The sequence below is a fragment of the Rhodobium gokarnense genome, from assembly GCF_025961475.1.
GTDB lineage: Bacteria > Pseudomonadota > Alphaproteobacteria > Rhizobiales > Rhodobiaceae > Rhodobium > Rhodobium gokarnense.
In genome coordinates this window covers 91,287-110,076 of record NZ_JAOQNS010000009.1, presented here as the reverse complement: position 1 = coordinate 110,076, position 18,790 = coordinate 91,287, and the positions used below count along the sequence as shown (strand labels likewise).

The following is an 18,790-nucleotide window of genomic DNA, read 5'->3' as shown; positions in this document are numbered from 1 at the left end:
ATTCTCCGAACCCAAGACGGACGGCTTCGGCTAACTGGCCCCGCCCGACATTTCGGGCGAGGCCTGCGCAACGATTTCACCAAATCCTAAGCAACCAGATCAAAATCACTCGCGCTGAGGGACGCAAGCGTTACGCTTTCCAGCGTGAAGCCGGTGTTCGCGTCGATTTCGATGTAGGTGTTGCCGTTCCACTCGCTCATGAATGCCTGGAGTTCGGTAAAACTGCCAATCCCGACGTCGTGGATTTCGAGTTTGTCGACGCCGGCCACAAAATCGCCGATGACGTTCCATCCGAAATCTAGCGTACCGTTGAACGTATCGGCTCCGGCGCCACCGAGGGCAAAATCGTCGCCTGCGCCAAATTCGATCCGATCGTCGCCCTCGTCGCCGAACAAATCGTCGCTGCCCGCGCCTCCGTAGAGTGTGTCGGCGCCGGCATGGCCGTGCAACTCGTCTGCACCCTCGCCACCGGAAAGCACATCGTTGCCGACGCCGCCGATCGCGTAGTCGTCGCCCAGCCCTCCCATGACGCTGTCATCCCCTTCGTAACCGAAAAGGATGTCGTTCCCATCGTCGCCCCAGAGGGTGTCGTTGCCGGTCCCGGCGTAAATTACGTCGTCTCCGCTCCCGCCCTTCACGTCGTTCGACACGCCGACTGCCGTCAACGTATCGTTTCCGGCACCGCCGCTTAGCCAGAAATTGTCATCGACCACGATAATCTCATCGGCAAAGGCGCTTCCTATCATTTCCTCCACGCCGGAATAGCTGTCACCCGCAGCGTCACCTTCATTGAAGGTGAGATCGCCCATGTGGACTTTCACGCCGGCATCCGCCGACACGTAAGTCACGATGTCATGGCCATTGCCTCCAACAAGCGTGTCCGCGCCTTCGCCGCCGGAAAGGGTGTCGTCACCATCACCGCCGTCGAGGATGTTCGCACCGGCATTGCCGGTAAGGACGTTGGCGTTCAGATTGCCGGTTCCGTCGATATCGGCGCTGCCGGAAAGCGCCAAATCTTCAACCGTATCGCCAAGCACGAAGCTGACGGTGCTCTGAACCAGGTCGGTACCGGCGCCACCAACGACGACGTCGCCAGCATCGTCGACAGCAAACGTATCGTCACCATCGCCGCCATCCATGCTATCGGCACCGATGCCGCCGATAAGCGTGTCCGCACCTTCGCCACCGGCGAGGGTGTCGTCTCCGTCGCCGCCGTCGAGGATATTCGCACCGGAATTGCCGGTGAGGACGTTGGCGCTCAGACTGCCGGTTCCGTCGATATCGGCGTCACCGGTGAGCAGCAGGTCTTCGAGCGTATCGCCGAGCACGAAAGTGACAGCACTGCGGACCAGATCGGTACCGGCGCCGCCGACCACGGTGTCGTCGCTGCTATCGACGACGAAAACGTCGTTCCCTTCACCGCCATCCATGCTGTCGGCGCCGCTGCCGCCATCAAGGGTGTCATCGTCAAGGCCTCCTGTGAGGGTGTCATTTCCTGCGCCCCCGATAAGCGAGTCATTGCCGGCACCGCCGACGAGGGTGTCTTCACCCTCTCCGCCGTCGATGGTGTCGTCCCCTCCCATTCCATCCACCATATCGTTGCCGGCAAATGCCATAATGGTCTCGGAGGACGTTGTTCCCGTGAGATTATTGGCGCCATCGGTGCCGTCGTCCGGGCCGCCGGTCTCTTCCTGCTGGTAATCTTCCACCAGCGGGCTCTCTCCCAGGTCGCCGCCGCTCAAAAGCGCGGTACATTTGGCGACATAGGCATCGTTCCTGTCGTTGAAATCGGTGAGCTGTGAGGGGCCGGGAGAAATATTGCCGTCAAGTTGGGCTGGGTCGGGAAGCTCTTCAAACGTCAACCCCAGAACACCAGTAGCATAATTTTCTATAAGAATTGTTTGGCTTGTATTTGGACCGCTTGATGCATTATATATTTCGATAAGCAGATTTGAACCGATGAGAGAGTAGTAAATACCAAAATCGAGATAGGAAAAAATTGGTGACGCACCCGTAAATTCAATATCGTACTCATTTTCGTCAAGAACAATCAATTCCGCCTCAAATCGCCGCGGATAAAAATAAGCTTCCCCTTCTCCCTGAAGTGTCAGATTTTGGACGGGCTCGTCAGGATCACGAAACATAAACCCGCCGAGTATTGGCACCAGTTCACGCACAGGGTCGCCATCGGTTCCGTTGATCACGTTCATGCGGACGAACAACCGATCGTCGGCGTCGGCGGCAAAGATCGTGTCCTGTCCCTCTCCAACAATGAAAACATCCGCACCGTCCGATCCGGTCAATTGATCGTTGCCGGCGCCCCCCTCCAGAGTATCGCCGCCCAAGCCCGCAAAAAGGCTGTCATCCCCGTCGCAACCGAAGAGCACATTGTCTTCATCGCCCACACCGTCTTGCTGTCCGCCAGAAAGAGAATCATTTCCCGATCCTCCGATCAATACATCATCGCCTTCGCCACCAAAAAGCTGATCGGCTTCATCACTGCCAGTGATTTGATCCGCTCCGTCGCCTCCAGAGATCGTCCTTCCGGTGCCGTCCTCTGTAACGACTTCGATCCGATCATCACCGCTTCCGCCAGTGGCTAGGTACACACCTGCCCCAAGTTCGAGGGTGTCATTTCCATCGCCGCCATGGATCTGCGCTCCGCCGGCGTTTGTCGAAGCTTCGATGGAAATCGTATCGTCGCCTTCGCCACCATCGAAATATCCGGCGGTGTTCTCGCCGGTGATGCTGTCGTTTCCGCCATCACCATAGACTTCATGATCGCCGACTTCAGTCGTGATCGTGTCGTCGCCTGCGCCGCCATGTATCTCATCGCTATCGTCCAATGACTGGGCACCGTCCACGATGTCGCCACCACCCTCGATGACATCGTTGCCGTCACCACCGAAAATCGTGTCCGATCCGCCACCACCGTGGATCGTATCGTTTTCCGTGCCGCCATGGATCGAGTCGTCGCCAAGCTGACCACGCAGGAAATCGTCACCGCCGCTACCCCAAAGGATGTCGTCGCCGGCCATTCCGGAAATGCTGTCGTTTCCGGCGCCCCCGTCAAGCGTATCCGCTTCCGAAGGATAATTGGAGCCTATGATGGTGTCATTGCCGTCGCCGCCGAAAACACGTCCGCTGGATCCCTGAACAGAAATCGTGTTGTGCAGCTCGTTGCCGACGATATATCCGTAATCACCCAAATTCACGTAGTGAATCGGATCCTGATCAAGGCCGGTCAGTTCAACAGGAAGATATTGCTCGAACTCGTTGAGCACTTCCAATGCGGCAGCGTCTCCATAAAACGCACCAATGCCACCTCCAATGAGAGCTGCAACACCTGATCCGATTGGACCACCAATAACGAGCCCATAGGCTGCACCGGCTCCAGCACCTGTGACAAGTCCAGTTCCAAATGAGGTGAGGCTTCGGACAGCAATTCGCGCTGCATCCCATTCCGCAGAGCGCGCCGTCTCATCTAAAATAAGCTCGTCAACGGCAGCAAAAATAGCTGAAAAACTAAGACCAACACTTCCAACAAGTCCTCGCAGGTGGGTTAATTCTGCCCTCACAGAATCATCAGAAGTCGTTTGTATCGCATATCTAATAATTTCGTCATTCTTGTTCCAGTAAGCTGTAAGAGTCGCGCCAATAGCACTCCAAAGGTCACGCTTTTCTTCCGTCGACAAATCATCATACGCCATGGTATCGACCTCATTCCCCCCGCTGAGATAGCTGACCGCCCTGCGATAAAGACTTGTACGCCACGTATATGGCAATAAAAAACATCATATTGAGGAAGTAAATGAGACCATTAAGAAATAAGTGCAAATTTATCGCTACCTTAGACCCGCTTGAATACCATCGAATTATTCCAATTACGTAATGTCCATAGACATTTACATTATCCGTTTTAATTTCATCCAATCTACTAGAAAAATTCTTATGGTAGTTGTCTATTGTTAAATAGTCAAAAATTATTAATATGATCAACATTCCAAATATGCCTTTAATGTATTTTGATTTGTCGGCATTTCTATTTTCTAGGCTAAAAATATACATATCAATATAAGTTCCGCAGAATGAAAACATAATAATAATCGTCAGAGAATACCCTGTTAACAAAATGAAAAGGAGGTGAAATGCCTTTTCCCGCGATCCAACCATCTTTGAAATATCCGTCAAGGAGGCCTCGGCAGCGCCTGGAAAGACCCAATAACGCTGCCAGATTTCAGAAGCTTCGGTGAACTGGTCCGTCCGCATATCGAACAAAATCGAGGTGACGATATAGATCACGATCGTCGCTATGATTGGCATGACGATCAAACTCTTCGGCCAGTTCTTCGAGCGAGGCCGCGCCGAGGCCGGTTCAGCGAGCATCACCGCGATAAGACCCGGGATAAGAGCGCCCGGAATCAGAACATAGATGCCGATCGGATAGGCGAACCACACACCGGCGACCGCTACCAGCGGCAGCACTGACAAAATCAAACCAACCGGCCACGCAAGCGGCGACTTTGCAGCCGCGTTATCAGATTGCTTTTTTTCCGACATCCGGGTCGCCGTCATTTCACTGTTTCTCGCCCCAGACAACGGCACACCGTCGACGAGAGCAATTCGGGGGTATACTCGACTCTGCCATTATCCATTCAGCAGCCTAATCGTTGTGTCGACGGCGAGGTTAACTCTGGCTTTCAACCGTAGCATGACAATTTTTGCGCGAGAATACGATGTATGTGGTAGCAAAATACCTATTTGCGGTAGAGCATTGTTTTTGCGCGGCTTTTGTCGAGCAACGGTTACCCGATTATAGGTTGGGCAAACTGACGCATCATCTGTTTGATTTCGGGGATAGAAATGGGTGTCCACGGGGCGAGTGCCGTTGCGGGATGGGATTTGAGGCCGATCTACGCCACGGGAATGTGCGACCTTGATCGAGGCAGAACCCATGGATTTCGATGCTTCTCGACGCCGTCTTCGCTTCGCGATGGATGACGCGCTAGCGCAGTTGGCGGCCGTCACCGCGGACCCTCTGCAGAGCGACATTTATCTCGATGTGACGGCCGACCCCGAGTTCGGCGCGATGATCGAGCGGGATGGCGACCGGTTTCGCGTCTGCTTGACGACCGGCTGTGTCGACACGCTCGATCTGCTTTGGACCGAGGCACTTCGTGACCCCGATCTGTTAATGGTGGGGGACGCACGTATAACCGATGACGTTGCGGCGGTAACGCATCTGTCGCTGGTCTGGCTTTGTTTGCACGAACTGGCCCATGTACGGCTTCTCCACTTCGACCTCACGGGACATTCCGGCCTGCCCGAAACACACGGAATCCTTCAGTTTGCCCTGACCGGTCTTGCGAAGCGTGAAGCGGCACCAGTTGATGCCCTGGACCCGAAAGATCGCACGCTGGCATTCCCGTGCATGGAGCTTCAGGCGGACAGCGAGGCGATCGATATCCTGCTTGACGCGTACGACGAGGATCGGTGGGAGGAATTGCGCCTTCGCGCTGCCTCGATCTTTGCGGTGATGGCGCTGATCGAACGGGAGGACCGGCGTCACGAGGAGCCCGGCAACACGCATCCCTTATCGTCGACCCGGTTCTTCGTGATGCTCAACCATCTTTTTCAGATGTGGCTCTATCCGGGGGCCGAACTGAAAGAGACGGATGACGGTACGATGGTCATCCCCGAAAAAGAACCGACGGCCGAGGAACTCCAAGCCTATTCGCGAGTGGTTCTCGGACCGGCCGTCAAGGATGCGATTGCGCTTGCTGTGACGGCCAAGGCGCGATCCTTCATCGCCGATGTCGGCGGGGACAGCCCGCTGATCTTCGATCTGGAGACGTCCCAGTACGGCACCGATTTGAGCGAGACGGATCTCAAGAGCGCAGGTGGCCGCGAGTGGTTCCGGCTGCTGTCGGTCAACGAAAAACTCATGAGCTTGACGGGCCTCAGAAGGGCTCCTAGCCGGGCTTAGCGAACAGGACGTTGATCTGCAGAATGGACCGGGCTCGTTCATCGATGACGGATAGGGCCGCCGCCATTTCGTTCATCGCGGCCTGTGGGATCGCCGCATTCGATACCGTGATTGCGGCGATCCGCTCGACGGTTTGGGCGTCGCAGATCACAAAGACGTATTTGTGCTTTTCAAAATGCTCTTCTTCGCTGAGAGCCACGATCTCGCTGGTCGTCGGATCGAACGGGATATGCTGCATGCCTGCAACAACGTTGAGAAACGTTTTGCTTTCGGTCAAATCCAGCCGATACCAGAGGGACAGGTATTGCTGGAATGCGATGAGAGTACCGGCAATCGGGCTGTCTATCCGAAAGCAGAAGTGTTCACCGGGTTTGATGGGCCGGTCCGCCACGGGCTCTCTGTCAGCAATGCGGGTCAAGCCACGGCGTTGGCTCTCCAGAGATATGATCGACACGCCATCGAACACCCCGTTTGATTTCAGGAGTGCTTCCCATGTCCCGGTCGGCTCGGTTTCCGATCTGTCGGCTCGCGCGTGCAAGATCGCCTCGACCATCTGCCTTGCGCGCTCGGGATCGTTTTCCTCGATCCAATTGGCAATCTGGGCGGCTTTCGAGCGGCTGATCTTTCCTGCCCGAAAGTTGTCGATATAGGTCTTCGGCGCGGTAAAGGGGGGGTGTCACGACAGCCTTGAGAAACTCCGGCACGGTCCAGCCGCGTTCGTCGAGCATCGGCTTTGTGAAGGTGTAGAGGATCGCGCGATCGCTATGCGAGGCGTCGTGCCAGTCGATCTTTGGACGCTCTGCCAAAACAACCTCCGCTCCGACCGTTTACCTGAAATGCAGGATTTTGGTTGGGTACCTGCAGGCCGTCAGTGTCCTAGGGAGTCCAGGTGTTGAACTTTCGAACACCTGGCTCACGATGGCGCACGATATCAAAACAAAACTCCTTTCACCGAACGACGCGAAACGGATCGTACGATCCAATTCGCGGAGCAGCGAGGAAGCATCGAAGCGCCACCTACCGCCGACGCTGGAGGCGAGCGCGGAAGTCTACTACGCCTACAGCTATTTCAATGACGCGCTGTTCGGCGGCAAGCTTCCCGACGTTCTGATCAGCTATACACGGCAAAAGAACGTCCTCGGGCACTTTTATCCCAAACGGTTCGAACGCTCGGACGGAACGCTCTGCCACGAGGTGGCGCTGAACCCGCTTTTCCTCGGGCTCCGCCCGCTCCGGGATTCGCTTTCGACCCTCGTTCACGAGCAATGCCATGTCTGGCGGCATGACTTCGGCCCGCTGAACCGGCGTGGCAGGCGCGGTTCTAACGGCTATCACGATCAGGTCTGGGCCGAGAAGATGGAGAGCATCGGCCTTTCCCCATCGGGCACCGGGCTGCCGGGTGGCAAGAAGACCGGTCACCGGATGAGCCACGTCATCGTCAACGGCGGCCCGTTCGACATCGCCTGCCGCGCGCTCCTCGACACCGGCTTTCAGATCAACTGGCACGACCGCGTCAATCTCACCGGCCTCCATGCGGGCGGCGACGACGATGTCGACCACCCGAACCCCCAGAAGAAAGACCGCATCAAATTCACTTGTCCCGAATGCGGATTGAACGCTTGGGCGAAGCCCTCGGCGCTCCTCAAATGCGCCGACTGCGAGCGGCTGATGCTGGCCGCCGGAAGCAGTCTCCCCATTGCCCGATAGCCGACCGGAAAGGACAGACCATGGCTGCAAAATCCGACATGCCCGATACGCCGATCCGCCTGCCGAAGCGCAAGAAGCGGCCCTTCGTCAAGGTGACGCTGCTGGCGCTTGCCGCCTCGTCGGGCGGGATGCTGATGATGGCGGTTCCGAACCTCATCAGCGGGACGGGGATCGTTGCCTTTTCAAAGGCGGCGCTGCTTGCGGCAAGCGCGACAGCGGTCGCCTATGGCATCAACCGTATGGCCGTGGAACGCGGCGCGTCGCTTGCGACCATTGGCTATGTCAGCGCGGGCATCGTCAGCGTCGGGTCCATCCTGGTGGTCGGCGGCGGCCTTTTCGCCGGAACCTATGCGGAACTCACCTTCAAGGATGTCGCCGAACTGCAGCTCCAGGAATATGGCACGGAGCTTTCCCACTATGTGGGCAACCGCTCGCGCGCGGCCCAGCAGGCCGGACGTGTCGCGCCGGCCGTTCGTGCCGTCGCCCAGGACCTGGATCAGAAACGGGCCTGCGAGTTGCGGTCGTCCTGTGTTTCGGGGCGCGGCAATGGAGGCCCCGGGCCGGTGGCGCGGGCCCTTGAAGACAAGGCCGGTCGCGCATCGGCGATCGTCCATCAGTTGGATGCAGGCGAAAAGGCCCGCCGGGATGCTCTCGCGGAACTGAACCGGTTGCTTGGCGCCTATCAGGATGTGATCGGCGACAGCGGCAAGGACATCTGGGACCGCCGCACCGCTCTGCAGAAGATCGATGCGGAGATTCAGCAGGCCGCCAACGAACTTGATGAGGCGGTTCCGGTCACCCTGATTGCCGCCTACGGCAAAGAACTTCAGCTGGGAACGGAGATCGCAGGCCGTCCGGTCGTCACAAGGCGGCTCGACGCCATCCTCGACAAGCATGGTCAGAGCCTTGAGGCGGTCGCTTCGACGGTCACGCTTGGTGGCAATGTGCCGCCGAGCTTTCCGAGGCGCACTGGCGTCTCGGACACCTTCCGCTATCTCGGCCATTTTGCACCGATCGCGGCGATTACCGCCGTGGTGGAACTGGTCTTTCCGCTCGCGCTCTGGCTCTACACGCTGCTCGCGCTTCTGTGGGCTCGGTACAAGATCGCCCCGCCCGAGCCGGCAGCCCCCGCCGAAGACGACGATAGCGGGCCCTTTGACGACGGCCTGATCCGCAACCGCGACGACGGCGACAACGTCACGCCGCTCGCGCCGTCCCGTCGACGGTCGCATAGCCGCCGCGACAATCAGCATCGCCGCTAGGGGAGGAGACCAAAATGTTCCTGGACACGGGCGGTTTGCCGATTGCCGGCGGGGCATTGATGGCGATGGTGCTCTATGGAGGCGTGAGCCTCTTTATCACCGGGCCGGTGATTGCTGAGCGAACGATCGAAAAATCCGGTTGGGCGACACGGTGTGACGGCTTTATCCGGGCCGAGATCACGGCGGACGAGCCTGAAGCGCTGGCGATCCCGAAACTCGGTTGCAGCGCCATCTTCGGCCTCTATGGCCGGGCGGGGCAGGAGTATTGCCGCGTTCACGGCGCCACTTCGACAACAACATCCTGACCCAGACACTCGAAGCGGCGCAGAACGCCAAACGGGCCGTGCGGAAAAAGCGGATGGACTACGCGGCCTCGCGTGCGGGGTCGCGCTGCGACTGCGCGGTGACGATGACGCTGGAGAAGCGCCGCACCGATTTCGCGCTCTATGCCGGGACGCTCAGGCTAGTCGTTCCCCGGTCGGTGAAGTCGCTGCAGAGCGAGCTGAAGTCCGCGCTCAACTCTCCCGAATGTGCCGCGAAGGGGAGCTGAGGCGATGATCTTCGGCTTTGTCGACGTGGATGCGGAGAATGCGAGCGTCAACACGCACCGGGATTCCTATCTCCTGGAAACCCTGACGGTCGTTTCGGTGCGGCGCCCGTTCTTGGCGGGCGGGCTTCTGTTCGGCGGCGGCTTCATGGGCATTGCCGCTGTCTTCGGCGACCTGCTCCACACCGGAGAGATCGCGACGGCGTTTGCCTGCGCGGCATTGGCGTTGGTCGCCGGGTGGCAAACGGGACAGTTGAAGCTCCTGTCGCGCGATCTGAGGGGATCGGAACTCTCCGGCGTTGTCTGGGGCCGCTATGCCGACCTCAATGCCAAGCGGGGTCAGATCGTTCGGGCCATTGGCTCATATCGGAGGTCCGCGTCATGATGCGATCTCACCGCACGACAATCCCCGAACCTGCGGCAAAGCCGGCCTCGGCGGCGTTTCGTCGGAAGGTCGGGGCGATCATCAGGATCAACGTCAAGTTCCTCGGCGCGTTCCTGTTCGGCTTCATGGCCTGGGCCATGTGGCCGGAGGACGGGTACGCGTGGTGGCAGTTCCGGCTCCTCAGCGTCATCACGGGGTTTGGCGCGTTCCTCACCCTGATCGATGTGATCAAGGCAGTATTGAACCTGCAAAAACGCGAAGGCGTGCTGACGGAGCTCGACCGCATTGGCGGCAAGCCGAAAGGCTCGGCGCTCGCCGATGACGACGCCCAAAGACGGGCGGGGATGCGCTGATGGCCCAGATCGTTCGCCGCATCATCGGGGTGAGCCATGACGGCCAGCCGATCTACGCCCCGAAGCACGCGCACTCACTGCTTCTGTCCGCCGCCGGCGGGGGCAAGACCACCTGCGGGGCCGTGCCCTGGCTGCAGTCGCTGATCGCCGATCATGCCCGCGCCATCGTCATCGCGGATTCCAAGGAAGGCGAGATCGCCGCCCAATGTGCGGAGATGTGCGTCATGCATGGCCGCAAGGTCGCAATCGTCGACGATTTCGGGGTGATCGGACACGACAATCCGCACCGTATCTCGCTCAACCGCTTCGGCGCCGTCATTGCCTCCCACGTCAAGGAAAACGGCGAGCTGATTTTCTCCGCCGAGAACGCGACACAGGCTCTGATCGAGGAGCCGCCGCGGGACCAGAGGAACGCCTATTGGATGGACTGTCCCCGCACCCTGATTGAGTTCGCGCTCTCTACGCTGCTCGTGCGCAATCCGAGGCTCGGAACGCCCGGCGGCGTCTGGTCGCTGCTCTCCGATCCAGAAATGCTTCTCGCCATGGCCAGGATCGAGGCCGAGGAAGGCGACGAAGCGCTACAGGCGCTCGCCCGTGATGTCATCGGCATGGGCGCGAACGAAGAGCACTTCCCCCAGCACAGGACCGCTGCCCTCAAATCCGTCCGTATCTATGGTGCGGGAAGCGCGCTCCACACGGTCGGCGTCGCCGCGACGCATTCCCATGAACGGCTGCTCCGCGAGAAGTTCGTCATCTTCCTTGCCGGTCCCGTCCGCCACATGGAGCGGCTCGGCGCCGACTATGCCCTGCAGCTGCAATCCTTCATGGAAGTGGTCCTGTCGGGCAACGCCCCGCCGGTGAGCTTCATCCTCGACGAGTTCACCAACGCGCCCTTAAAAGCCCTCATCTCGCAACTGACCACCATGCGCGGCTATGGCGGAACCTGCCATCTGATTGCGCAATCGCGCTCCGAGATCGAGCGCAAATACGGCGACAAGGAAACCGCCACCATCGACGAGAACGCCGTCATCAAGCAGTGGTTCGGCTTTTCCTCGATCAAGGAAGCGGAGCATGTCTCCCGCGCTATGGGCGAAGCGCTCGCCGTCTCCCGGTCGATCGGGGTCAATTCCGACAGGGACGCGTTCTCCGGCACCATCAACATCTCGAAAGAGCGCCTGTTCACGCCCGACGAACTGATGCGCCTGCCAGCCGACGATCAGATCATCCACGTCAAGGATGTCGGCTGGATACATGCCAAAAAGATCGGCCAGCACCAGATCGCGCCCTACTGCTTCGATCTCCAGCAGAACCCGCTCGAAGGCGGCGTCCTGACGCCCGACCCGAAGATCACCCTCGATCCCACGCCTCAGAACACCGATCCGAAAGACGGTGGGGGAGACGCGTCATGAAGACCCCACGCTTGATCCGTCCGTCGTTCTTCCTCTGGATCGTCGTGCCGGCGCTCATGTTTGGCATCTACCAGCTTTACGGCCTGCCACATGTCATCTGGTCCCACGACTGGCGTCCGACCGGGCCGAACAGCTATGCGACCTATTCGGCACGGCACTACACACGCTGCACCTATCTCGGCCCCTACGGCGCGATCACCGAATATCCGACGGACGGCACATGCGGCTGGCTCCGCTTCGCCCACAAAGCGGAGGGAAAGCGATGAGCGCTCAAGTCGTCCGCTCAGTGCATCGAGAGCGGCGCGACGTAATCGTGCGGCGGCAGGTTCTGCTGATCGATGACCTGCATGCGCACCATGCCCTTCAGCACGCGCAGCACCGTCGCCTCATCGATGGCACCGCTGGCTATCTGTCCGTCGCAATTCTCTTTCGATTGCAGACGCAGATCGAACGTCGAGACCTCACGCCAGAATTCCGCATAGGTCAGCGGTTCGAGCCAATCGCGCACATCCTGTTGATCTTCAAAATAACGCATCTTGAAAGTCTGCCGGATTTGCCGCTCGACATGCAAATTCTGCCCAGAAAGCGAGGCTCACCATGGCTTTGACGCTGAGCGAAGAATTGCGGCGGACCTTCGACCGGGTGGCCTTACGCCATGAGGCGCACGGCATCCAGTCGCCTCATCAATGGCGGCGCGCCGATGACCTCATACAGCGCTGCGACAAGGCAGTCGCGAGGGAAGAACATCTGTTCCGGACCAACCATGCGACCCGTGTCGAGGTCGCCCGGCGCCGGATGATCAACGAGGCCGGCACACCCAAGAGAACCCTGCAGCACCCTCGGGCCGCCCATGACCGCTTCTCACCGGCCGACACGCTTCGGCAGGCCGAACGGGAAGTCAGGGCCGCCCATCACGTCCGGCTCGACAAAATCCGTGACTTCGAGGCCCGCGAGCTCGGCAGGATCGTCAAGCAGTCGATGCGCGAAAACAATCTTCGCGGTGATTTGCGTCTCGCCTTCCGGCGCTCAACGAACCGCCGCTCCGGTCAGGACCGACGCAAAGGTCCGGCACGATGACCCAAGCTTACGGAAAATAAAACGCAACAATCTTGCGCCGGTTTTGCTTGGCAATACTAGGAATATAATCATATTATGTTCGCTAAATGTTCTCGCCAGCCAACGAAAGGAGAGAGAACCGTGAATTACTTCTATGATCCGAAAGAAAACGAGCGCGTGGCCACCGCCCGCGAAAGCTTCCCGGGCCGCTTGCTGTCCGACCGCCAGTTCGACGAGGCGATGGCGATCACCGGCATCATCGAGCGGGAAATCGTCAAGTCGGGCGCCTTCAAGGACAAGCTCGGCGACTATTCCTATGCCTTTGCCCGCTCCGAACGCTTCGACACGACCAAGGCCGAAACCGTTCTGCGCGATCTGTTCAAGGAACGCACCGGCCAAAGCATGAACGACCTGCGCAAGGAATTCGCCGAGCGCGCGGAAAAGCTGACCGACGAGCAAAGGCAGGGTGCGTACCAATACGCCGTCGACATCGGCGTCACGGTGGAGAACGGCGACAAGCTGAGCTTCAACCGCGCCTTCGCCCATCAGGCCCAGACCCTCGGCCAGGAATTCGGCATTACCGACGCCTATGCCAAGTCGCTGATGATCGAGGAGTTCCGTGCGGTCGAGACCGCCGAGCTCTTCGACTGGGGCAAGGACCTCGATGAGCGCTTCTACCGCCCGCAGATCGACGCGGAGAAGGCCGAGCGGGAAGCGCAGAGAAGTCAGGAGAAATCTCGCAGCCGCCCGTCCGATCGAGGCGGGACGGAAACGCAGCGCACCCGTTCAACACCCCGCGGTGGCCACCGTTCCCGGCCTGGCCCTCAATGAACGGAGGCGCGATCCAATGAGTGACGACCGCGGCCCCATGCCGGACGAAACGACATCCGAGCCGTCAGCACCGACGTCCCGCCCGGTGCTGACGCTCGACGTGGCGCTCTACGAGCATATGCTCGCCGACAGCGATCTCACCGAGGACCAGAAGCGCGAATTCCTCGAGACCCTCTGGTCGATCATCGTCGGCTTCGTCGACCTCGGATTCGGGATCGATCCGGTCGGGCTCGCCTGTGGGCAGAATCCCGAAACCTCGTGCGGTCGAGCCTCCGAGTCCGCTACCCTCGAAGCAGAAACCAATACCGGAAAAGCAGCGCAAGACCTACGAGACGAAGAAAAGGCGTCTGCGCGGAAAGGGAGGAGCCATGAATGAGTTCTATGGGCGGAACAGGCATGAAAAAGACGGTCAGCCGCTGAAAGCGGTCCTGTACTGTCGAATATCTTCTGTCGCCCAAGCCAAGAAAGGGGACGGCCTTGCGTCCCAGGCAACACGGTGCCGCGAATATGCGGCCTACAAGGGTTATGATGTCGTCAAGACGGTCTTCGACCGCGCGCAGTCCGGCGGACTTCTGGACCGCCCCGGCATCAAGGAATTGCTGCAATTCCTGAAGCACGAAAAACACGCTGAGCAATATGTCGTCGTCTTCGACGATATCTCCCGGCTTGCTCGTGACATCCGAATTCATCTCGACCTGCGCGATGCGATTTTCGCGACCGGCGCGCGGATCGATTGCCCGTCCGTCGAGTTCCGTCAGGACTCAGATGGCCTTTATGTCGAAGGCATGCAGGCGCTTGGCGCAGAGTATTTCCGCCGAAAGAACGCCGAACAAACCAAACACAGAATGCGCGCTCGCGCCATGAACGGCTATTGGCCGTTCCATGCGCCGCCCGGCTACAAGTTCAAAAAGGTTGCCGGGCACGGCAATCTGCTGGTGCGCGACGAACCGATGGCCTCAATCATTCAGGAGGGGCTTGAAGGGTTTGCCTCGGGACGCATCGAAACCCAGGGCGAATTGAAGCGTTTTCTGGAATCCCGGCCCGATTTCATGACGGGCAGGAGGAACCGCGAGCTGCGCTACGAAGACGTGATCCGCTTTCTGACCCGTCCCCATTATGCCGGCTACATCGAAAAGCCGGAATGGGGCGTCAGCCTGCGAAAGGGCCACCACAAAGGCCTGATCACACTCGAGCAGTATGACCTCATTCAAACGCGTATCAGGGACGCCGCCAAAGCGCCGGCACGCAAGGACATCAACACCGATTTCCCCTTGCGTGGGTTCGTTGCCTGCGGCGATTGCGGCAAGCCGCTTACGGCGTGCTGGTCGACGTCGAAGACCGGCAAGAAGCACCCGTATTATCTCTGCTTCAACAAGAGCTGCGACAGCCACCGCAAATCGATTCCGCGCGACCGATTGGAAGCCGATTTCGAGACCCTCCTCAAACACCTGACGCCGAGCGAGCGGACGTTTCAGATTGTCCGCGCGATGTTCAAGCAGGCCTGGGATATGCGGTTGGCACAGGCCAAGCAGGCCGCGACGGCGCTGAAATCGGAAATCGTGAAACGCGACCGGCAGATCGAGCAACTGCTGGACCGCATTGTCGATGCGACGTCGACGGCATCAATCTCGGCCTACGAGCGGCGGGTCGCCAAGCTTGAAAGGGACAAGCTACTGGTGTCCGAAAAGCTCGCCAACAAGCCCGGTCCGCAGCGCCCCTTCGACGAAATGTTCGAACTCGCTTGCGAGTTCCTGTCAAGCCCTTGGAATATTTGGGAAAGGGGTCCCATCAACGGGCGCAGGATGGTGCTGAAACTGGCTTTTGCCGAGCGTCCTGCATATGACCGGAACCAGGGATTTCGAACCCCAAAAACCACCTTACCATTCAAACTGTTAGGAGAAATCAATATGGGAAAATGTGAAATGGCGGAGAGGGAGGGATTCGAACCCTCGGAACGCTTGCGCGCTCAACGGTTTTCGAGACCGCCCCGTTCGACCACTCCGGCACCTCTCCGACGGCTAAAAGCAGCGGGGCTTTTCGCAAAACGCGGCGGACCATACACGCAAGTGCCTGCCCCGACAAGCACCGATGCGGACACCCTTTTCGCGGCCTGCCGGCGTCAGGCCAGTTCCTCCACGGAGCGCCATTCCGGGGCGACGAAATTGACGATCAGCGAGCGGCGGATGCCGTTGATGGGACGCTTGCGGAACCCGTGCCAGCTCGTCTCGGAGGGAATGAAGATGAAGCCGATTCCCTTGCCATAAGGGGACGTGGCGACGAGGTTCATGTCGGTGTCGTAGACGTCGGTGCCGGCGTCGGCCAGCTCCGGCTCGCCGGAGAGATAGATCAGCATGGTGAACTGCTTGACGGCGATGTCGGTGTGCGGCTCGAGCCAGAAGCCGTCCGTGTCGAGGCAGTATTCGATGCGGAGCTGGCCCTTGGAGAGGTCGACGTCGCAGGTTTTTTCCAGTGCCGCAACCACCTCCTCGTCACCGAGGGCGGCGGCGAGGTCGGCGGCGACCGGGTGCTCCTTCTGCAGCTCCTTGCCGAAGAAGACGCGGGTCTGGTTGTTGGCCTCGCGGCGGCCGTCGAAGACGGCGTCCTCGGGGGGCGCGAAGGGCAGCGCGACAATGGCGTCGACGACGTCGTCCGGAATGGTCGCGTCCAGGTGCCAGTGGGGATAGGGATCAGCCACGTCATCGGCGGCGGCCAGTGCCTTCAGGAAGGTGGCCTTGATCCTCTGGCTGCGGGCGGTGTCGAGCATGGCAAACATCCTGCCGCACGGGCGGCGCCTTTAAACGAACCAGCCGCCGAAGCGGCGCATCGTATGGTTTGAGCCGCAAAAAGCGGCTCAGGAGAACGGGTTGAGCCGCTTCAGCGCCGCCGACATGCGGTGGCGGGCGAGTTCGCGGTTCATCGCCGCTTCGCTGGAGATCCAGTTGAACATGATGTAGCGGCGCCGTCCCTCATAGGGCTTGTGGCCGTGATAGGAGTTTTCGGAGCGCCGAAAGGCGACGAGCGTGCCGCCATTGGGCGGGATCTCGACGATGGCATCGTCGATGTCGTCGTGGTTGCGCAACAGGCGCAGGCGGCCGCCGGATTCCTCCCAGGGCTCGTTCAGATAGAGCAGGCAGGTGACGACCTTGGATTCGGTGTCGGTGTGGATCTTGCCGTCGGTCGCGCGGCAGCGACCGCGCACGGTGATCATGATCGGCTTGCCGGAAAGGTCGACCTCGAACTTTTCCGACAGGATTTCTTCCAGCTCCGGCGAGCGGATCTCCTCGATCAGCTCGGCAAAGGCCGGTCCGTAGGAAAGCTCCGACAGCGGGAAGATGCCGGCATTGCGGATCATCGGGAAATCGGCCTGGACACGGCACAAGGCCGTTTCGGGCAGCGCCTGGGGCACGGCAAAATAGCGGAATGGCTCCGTTGCCGCCTGAACGCTGCGGATCAGATGGTAGTTGAGCATCGTTCCGTCTTTCTGCGCCCTTATCGTTTCACGCCCGAATTATCGTTTTTTTGGTTTGAATTCTTCTTAAATAGAACCTGCGGCAGATTGCCTTGATATGGATCAAGGGAGAATTGTCGGCCGGGCGCGTTGACTTCGCGCGCGCGGTCCGTATATTGCGCGGCTTGTGAGCGAAATGGCGGGAAACCGCCCAATGCGCAGCCCGAGGCTCCCGACCATCGAGGTCCTTGAAAAGTCCGCGGATTTTCCGCGGCGCCACAGGGCGCGGCACAGCAGGAATTGAGACAATGTTCGCAGTCATCAAGACCGGCGGCAAGCAGTATCATGTGGCCCCGGAAGACGTCATTCGAATCGAGAAGGTTGCCGGCGATGCCGGCGAGACCGTCACCTTCGAGGAAGTGCTCCTCGTCGGCGGCGACGGCGAGCCCCAGGTCGGCGCGCCGATGGTCGAGGGCGCCAGCGTCACCGGCGAGATCGTCGAGCAGGCGCGGACCCGCAAGATCATTATCTTCAAGAAGCGCCGGCGCAAGAATTCGCGGCGGCGCAACGGTCATCGCCAGCACCAGACTGTGGTGCGGATCACCGACATCCTGACCGGCGGCGCCAAGGCCAAGAAGGCGGCCAAGCCGGCCAAGGAAGAGACAGCAACCGCCACGCCGGCGAGCGCCGACACGGCAGAGCCCGCCACGGCGGCGGACGCGTAACCAAGGCCAGAACGAGGAGACTACGCCATGGCACATAAGAAAGCAGGCGGCTCGTCGCGCAACGGCCGCGATACCGCGGGCCGACGCCTCGGCATCAAGAAGTTCGGCGGCGAACACGTCATCCCGGGCAACATCATCGCCCGCCAACGCGGCACCAAGTGGCATCCGGGCGACAATGTCGGCATGGGCAAGGACCACACCATCTTCGCCACCATCGAGGGTGTTGTGACCTTCACGTGTAAGGCAAATGGCCGCACTTTCGTGTCGGTCGAGCCGGCCAACGCCGCAGCAGAATAGCCGGAGAAACACTTCGCCGGCGTCCGACGACCCGGCGGAGCAAGCTCCGGAAAGAGACAAGGGGAGTCGGAAAAACCGGCTCCCCTTTTGTCGTCGGGCCCCACCCGAAGGCGCTTTTCAAGGAGAGCCAGAGCGCATGCCCTCCCGGCCGCAAGCGACCGGGGTGCAACGGGGAGAGTGCCATGTGCACCGACGACGGACTGGAAGACCTTGAAAGCGAAGACGACCTTCTTCTGACCACCGACCGGCTCGAACTGGCGCCGCCGCGCCATGAAGACGCCGAAACCATCGCCGCGGTCGTGAACGACCGCCGGATCGCCGAGATGGCGATGTCGATCCCCTACCCCTACGGGGTCGAGGACGCCCATCGCTGGATCGAGGAAAAGGGTGCCGGCAAGCATCCCGCACTCGGCAAGTTCCTGATCTGGACGCAGCCGGACGGCAACGGTGCGCGCCATCTCGTCGGCGCCTGCGGCGTCGTGGAGATCATGGAGGAAAAGGAAATCCATATCGGCTACTGGATCGGCGTGCCGTTCTGGGGCAAGGGCTTTGCGACCGAGGCCGCGCACCGCATCATCGACCATGTCTTTGAGTCGACCGACCTCACCGAGATCAACGCCGCCTGTCGGGTGACCAATCCGGCCTCACGCCGGGTGATCGAGAAGTGCGGCTTCCAGTTCCGCGCCAACGGCATCATCTATTCGCTTGGCGCCGCCGGCATCGTCAGCGTCGAGCGCTTCGTGCTGGAACGGCCCGTCTGGGCCGCGCTGAAGGCCTGGTAAGC

General features: G+C 60.0%; 21 protein-coding genes, 1 tRNA gene and 1 pseudogene. 16 read left to right on the top strand and 7 right to left on the bottom strand.

What is annotated here, in order from left to right; translation table 11 throughout:
* Window positions 1-86: 86 nt before the first annotated feature.
* Both M2319_RS15895 and M2319_RS15890 read right to left on the bottom strand, forming a co-directional pair.
* Window positions 87-3,710, bottom strand: a complete 3,624-nt coding sequence (locus M2319_RS15895) for a calcium-binding protein (protein ID WP_264602443.1) — start codon at window positions 3,708-3,710, stop codon at window positions 87-89.
* 10 nt (window positions 3,711-3,720) lie between these two features.
* The gene (locus M2319_RS15890; protein ID WP_264602442.1) at window positions 3,721-4,575 is read right to left on the bottom strand and encodes a hypothetical protein; all 855 of its coding nucleotides are present in this window, start codon (window positions 4,573-4,575) and stop codon (window positions 3,721-3,723) included.
* Between the two features lie 361 nt (window positions 4,576-4,936).
* Between M2319_RS15890 and M2319_RS15885 the strand changes: the two genes are divergently transcribed.
* A complete protein-coding gene (locus M2319_RS15885; RefSeq protein WP_264602441.1) occupies window positions 4,937-5,986 on the top strand; it encodes a hypothetical protein in 1,050 nt (349 codons plus the stop codon).
* Here the strand turns inward: M2319_RS15885 and M2319_RS15880 are convergent.
* Complete coding sequence (locus M2319_RS15880; protein ID WP_264602440.1) at window positions 5,973-6,539, bottom strand: hypothetical protein; 567 nt, start codon at window positions 6,537-6,539, stop codon at window positions 5,973-5,975. The genes M2319_RS15885 and M2319_RS15880 overlap by 14 nt on opposite strands.
* Before the next feature lie 293 nt (window positions 6,540-6,832).
* Here M2319_RS15880 and M2319_RS15875 point away from each other — a divergent pair, with 293 nt between their 5' ends.
* Genes M2319_RS15875 through M2319_RS15840 form a run of 8 tightly spaced genes read left to right on the top strand, consistent with a single transcriptional unit; the run spans window position 6,833 to window position 11,915 of the window.
* Entirely contained in the window at window positions 6,833-7,693 is an 861-nt protein-coding gene (locus M2319_RS15875) for a SprT-like domain-containing protein (protein WP_264602439.1), read from the top strand.
* Between the two features lie 20 nt (window positions 7,694-7,713).
* Window positions 7,714-8,955: a hypothetical protein gene (locus M2319_RS15870; protein ID WP_264602438.1), complete on the top strand. Its 1,242-nt coding sequence runs from the start codon at window positions 7,714-7,716 to the stop codon at window positions 8,953-8,955.
* Window positions 8,956-8,969: 14 nt separating this feature from the next.
* Complete coding sequence (locus M2319_RS15865) at window positions 8,970-9,260, top strand: hypothetical protein (protein WP_264602437.1); 291 nt, start codon at window positions 8,970-8,972, stop codon at window positions 9,258-9,260.
* On the top strand, window positions 9,221-9,505 hold the full coding sequence (locus M2319_RS15860; RefSeq protein WP_264602436.1) for a hypothetical protein: 285 nt from the start codon (window positions 9,221-9,223) through the stop codon (window positions 9,503-9,505). The genes M2319_RS15865 and M2319_RS15860 overlap by 40 nt, the downstream gene beginning before the upstream one ends.
* Before the next feature lie 4 nt (window positions 9,506-9,509).
* Window positions 9,510-9,887, top strand: coding sequence for a hypothetical protein (locus M2319_RS15855; RefSeq protein ID WP_264602435.1), 378 nt, complete (start codon window positions 9,510-9,512; stop codon window positions 9,885-9,887).
* On the top strand, window positions 9,884-10,240 hold the full coding sequence (locus tag M2319_RS15850; RefSeq protein WP_264602434.1) for a hypothetical protein: 357 nt from the start codon (window positions 9,884-9,886) through the stop codon (window positions 10,238-10,240). The genes M2319_RS15855 and M2319_RS15850 overlap by 4 nt, the downstream gene beginning before the upstream one ends.
* Window positions 10,240-11,649 carry a type IV secretory system conjugative DNA transfer family protein gene (locus tag M2319_RS15845; RefSeq protein ID WP_264602433.1) on the top strand — a complete coding sequence of 470 codons (1,410 nt, stop codon included), beginning with the start codon at window positions 10,240-10,242 and terminating at the stop codon, window positions 11,647-11,649. The genes M2319_RS15850 and M2319_RS15845 overlap by 1 nt, the downstream gene beginning before the upstream one ends.
* Entirely contained in the window at window positions 11,646-11,915 is a 270-nt protein-coding gene (locus M2319_RS15840; RefSeq protein ID WP_264602432.1) for a hypothetical protein, read from the top strand. The genes M2319_RS15845 and M2319_RS15840 overlap by 4 nt, the downstream gene beginning before the upstream one ends.
* A 17-nt stretch (window positions 11,916-11,932) precedes the next feature.
* Here M2319_RS15840 and M2319_RS15835 read toward each other — a convergent pair whose 3' ends face one another.
* Window positions 11,933-12,184 carry a hypothetical protein gene (locus tag M2319_RS15835; RefSeq protein WP_264602431.1) on the bottom strand — a complete coding sequence of 84 codons (252 nt, stop codon included), beginning with the start codon at window positions 12,182-12,184 and terminating at the stop codon, window positions 11,933-11,935.
* Window positions 12,185-12,246: 62 nt separating this feature from the next.
* On the opposite strand from M2319_RS15835, the gene M2319_RS15830 reads away from it, so the two are divergent.
* From M2319_RS15830 to M2319_RS15815, 4 genes and pseudogenes are all read left to right on the top strand, one after another.
* Entirely contained in the window at window positions 12,247-12,726 is a 480-nt protein-coding gene (locus tag M2319_RS15830; RefSeq protein ID WP_264602430.1) for a hypothetical protein, read from the top strand.
* Window positions 12,727-12,846: 120 nt separating this feature from the next.
* On the top strand, window positions 12,847-13,536 hold the full coding sequence (locus tag M2319_RS15825; RefSeq protein ID WP_264602429.1) for a hypothetical protein: 690 nt from the start codon (window positions 12,847-12,849) through the stop codon (window positions 13,534-13,536).
* Window positions 13,537-13,552: 16 nt separating this feature from the next.
* Window positions 13,553-13,912 (top strand): hypothetical protein, encoded by a 360-nt coding sequence (locus M2319_RS15820; RefSeq protein ID WP_264602428.1) that lies wholly within the window; start codon window positions 13,553-13,555, stop codon window positions 13,910-13,912.
* Window positions 13,905-14,918: pseudogene (locus M2319_RS15815) on the top strand (recombinase family protein); the annotation flags it as partial. The gene M2319_RS15820 and the pseudogene M2319_RS15815, both read left to right, overlap by 8 nt.
* Before the next feature lie 541 nt (window positions 14,919-15,459).
* On the opposite strand, the gene M2319_RS15810 reads toward M2319_RS15815, so the two are convergent.
* The 3 genes from M2319_RS15810 to M2319_RS15800 all read right to left on the bottom strand — a co-directional run bounded on the left by M2319_RS15810 (window position 15,460) and on the right by M2319_RS15800 (window position 17,005).
* Window positions 15,460-15,549, bottom strand: a tRNA-Ser gene (locus tag M2319_RS15810).
* A gap of 106 nt (window positions 15,550-15,655) precedes the next feature.
* Entirely contained in the window at window positions 15,656-16,300 is a 645-nt protein-coding gene (locus tag M2319_RS15805; protein WP_264602427.1) for a 2OG-Fe(II) oxygenase, read from the bottom strand.
* An 87-nt stretch (window positions 16,301-16,387) separates the two neighbouring features.
* Entirely contained in the window at window positions 16,388-17,005 is a 618-nt protein-coding gene (locus M2319_RS15800) for a 2OG-Fe(II) oxygenase (protein WP_264602426.1), read from the bottom strand.
* Window positions 17,006-17,292: 287 nt separating this feature from the next.
* On the opposite strand from M2319_RS15800, the gene rplU reads away from it, so the two are divergent.
* The 3 genes from rplU to M2319_RS15785 all read left to right on the top strand — a co-directional run bounded on the left by rplU (window position 17,293) and on the right by M2319_RS15785 (window position 18,788).
* Window positions 17,293-17,709, top strand: a complete 417-nt coding sequence (gene rplU / locus M2319_RS15795; RefSeq protein ID WP_264602425.1) for a 50S ribosomal protein L21 — start codon at window positions 17,293-17,295, stop codon at window positions 17,707-17,709.
* A 27-nt stretch (window positions 17,710-17,736) separates the two neighbouring features.
* Window positions 17,737-18,006, top strand: coding sequence for a 50S ribosomal protein L27 (gene rpmA, locus M2319_RS15790; protein WP_264602424.1), 270 nt, complete (start codon window positions 17,737-17,739; stop codon window positions 18,004-18,006).
* Between the two features lie 182 nt (window positions 18,007-18,188).
* Window positions 18,189-18,788 carry a GNAT family N-acetyltransferase gene (locus M2319_RS15785; RefSeq protein ID WP_264602423.1) on the top strand — a complete coding sequence of 200 codons (600 nt, stop codon included), beginning with the start codon at window positions 18,189-18,191 and terminating at the stop codon, window positions 18,786-18,788.
* Window positions 18,789-18,790: the final 2 nt, after the last annotated feature.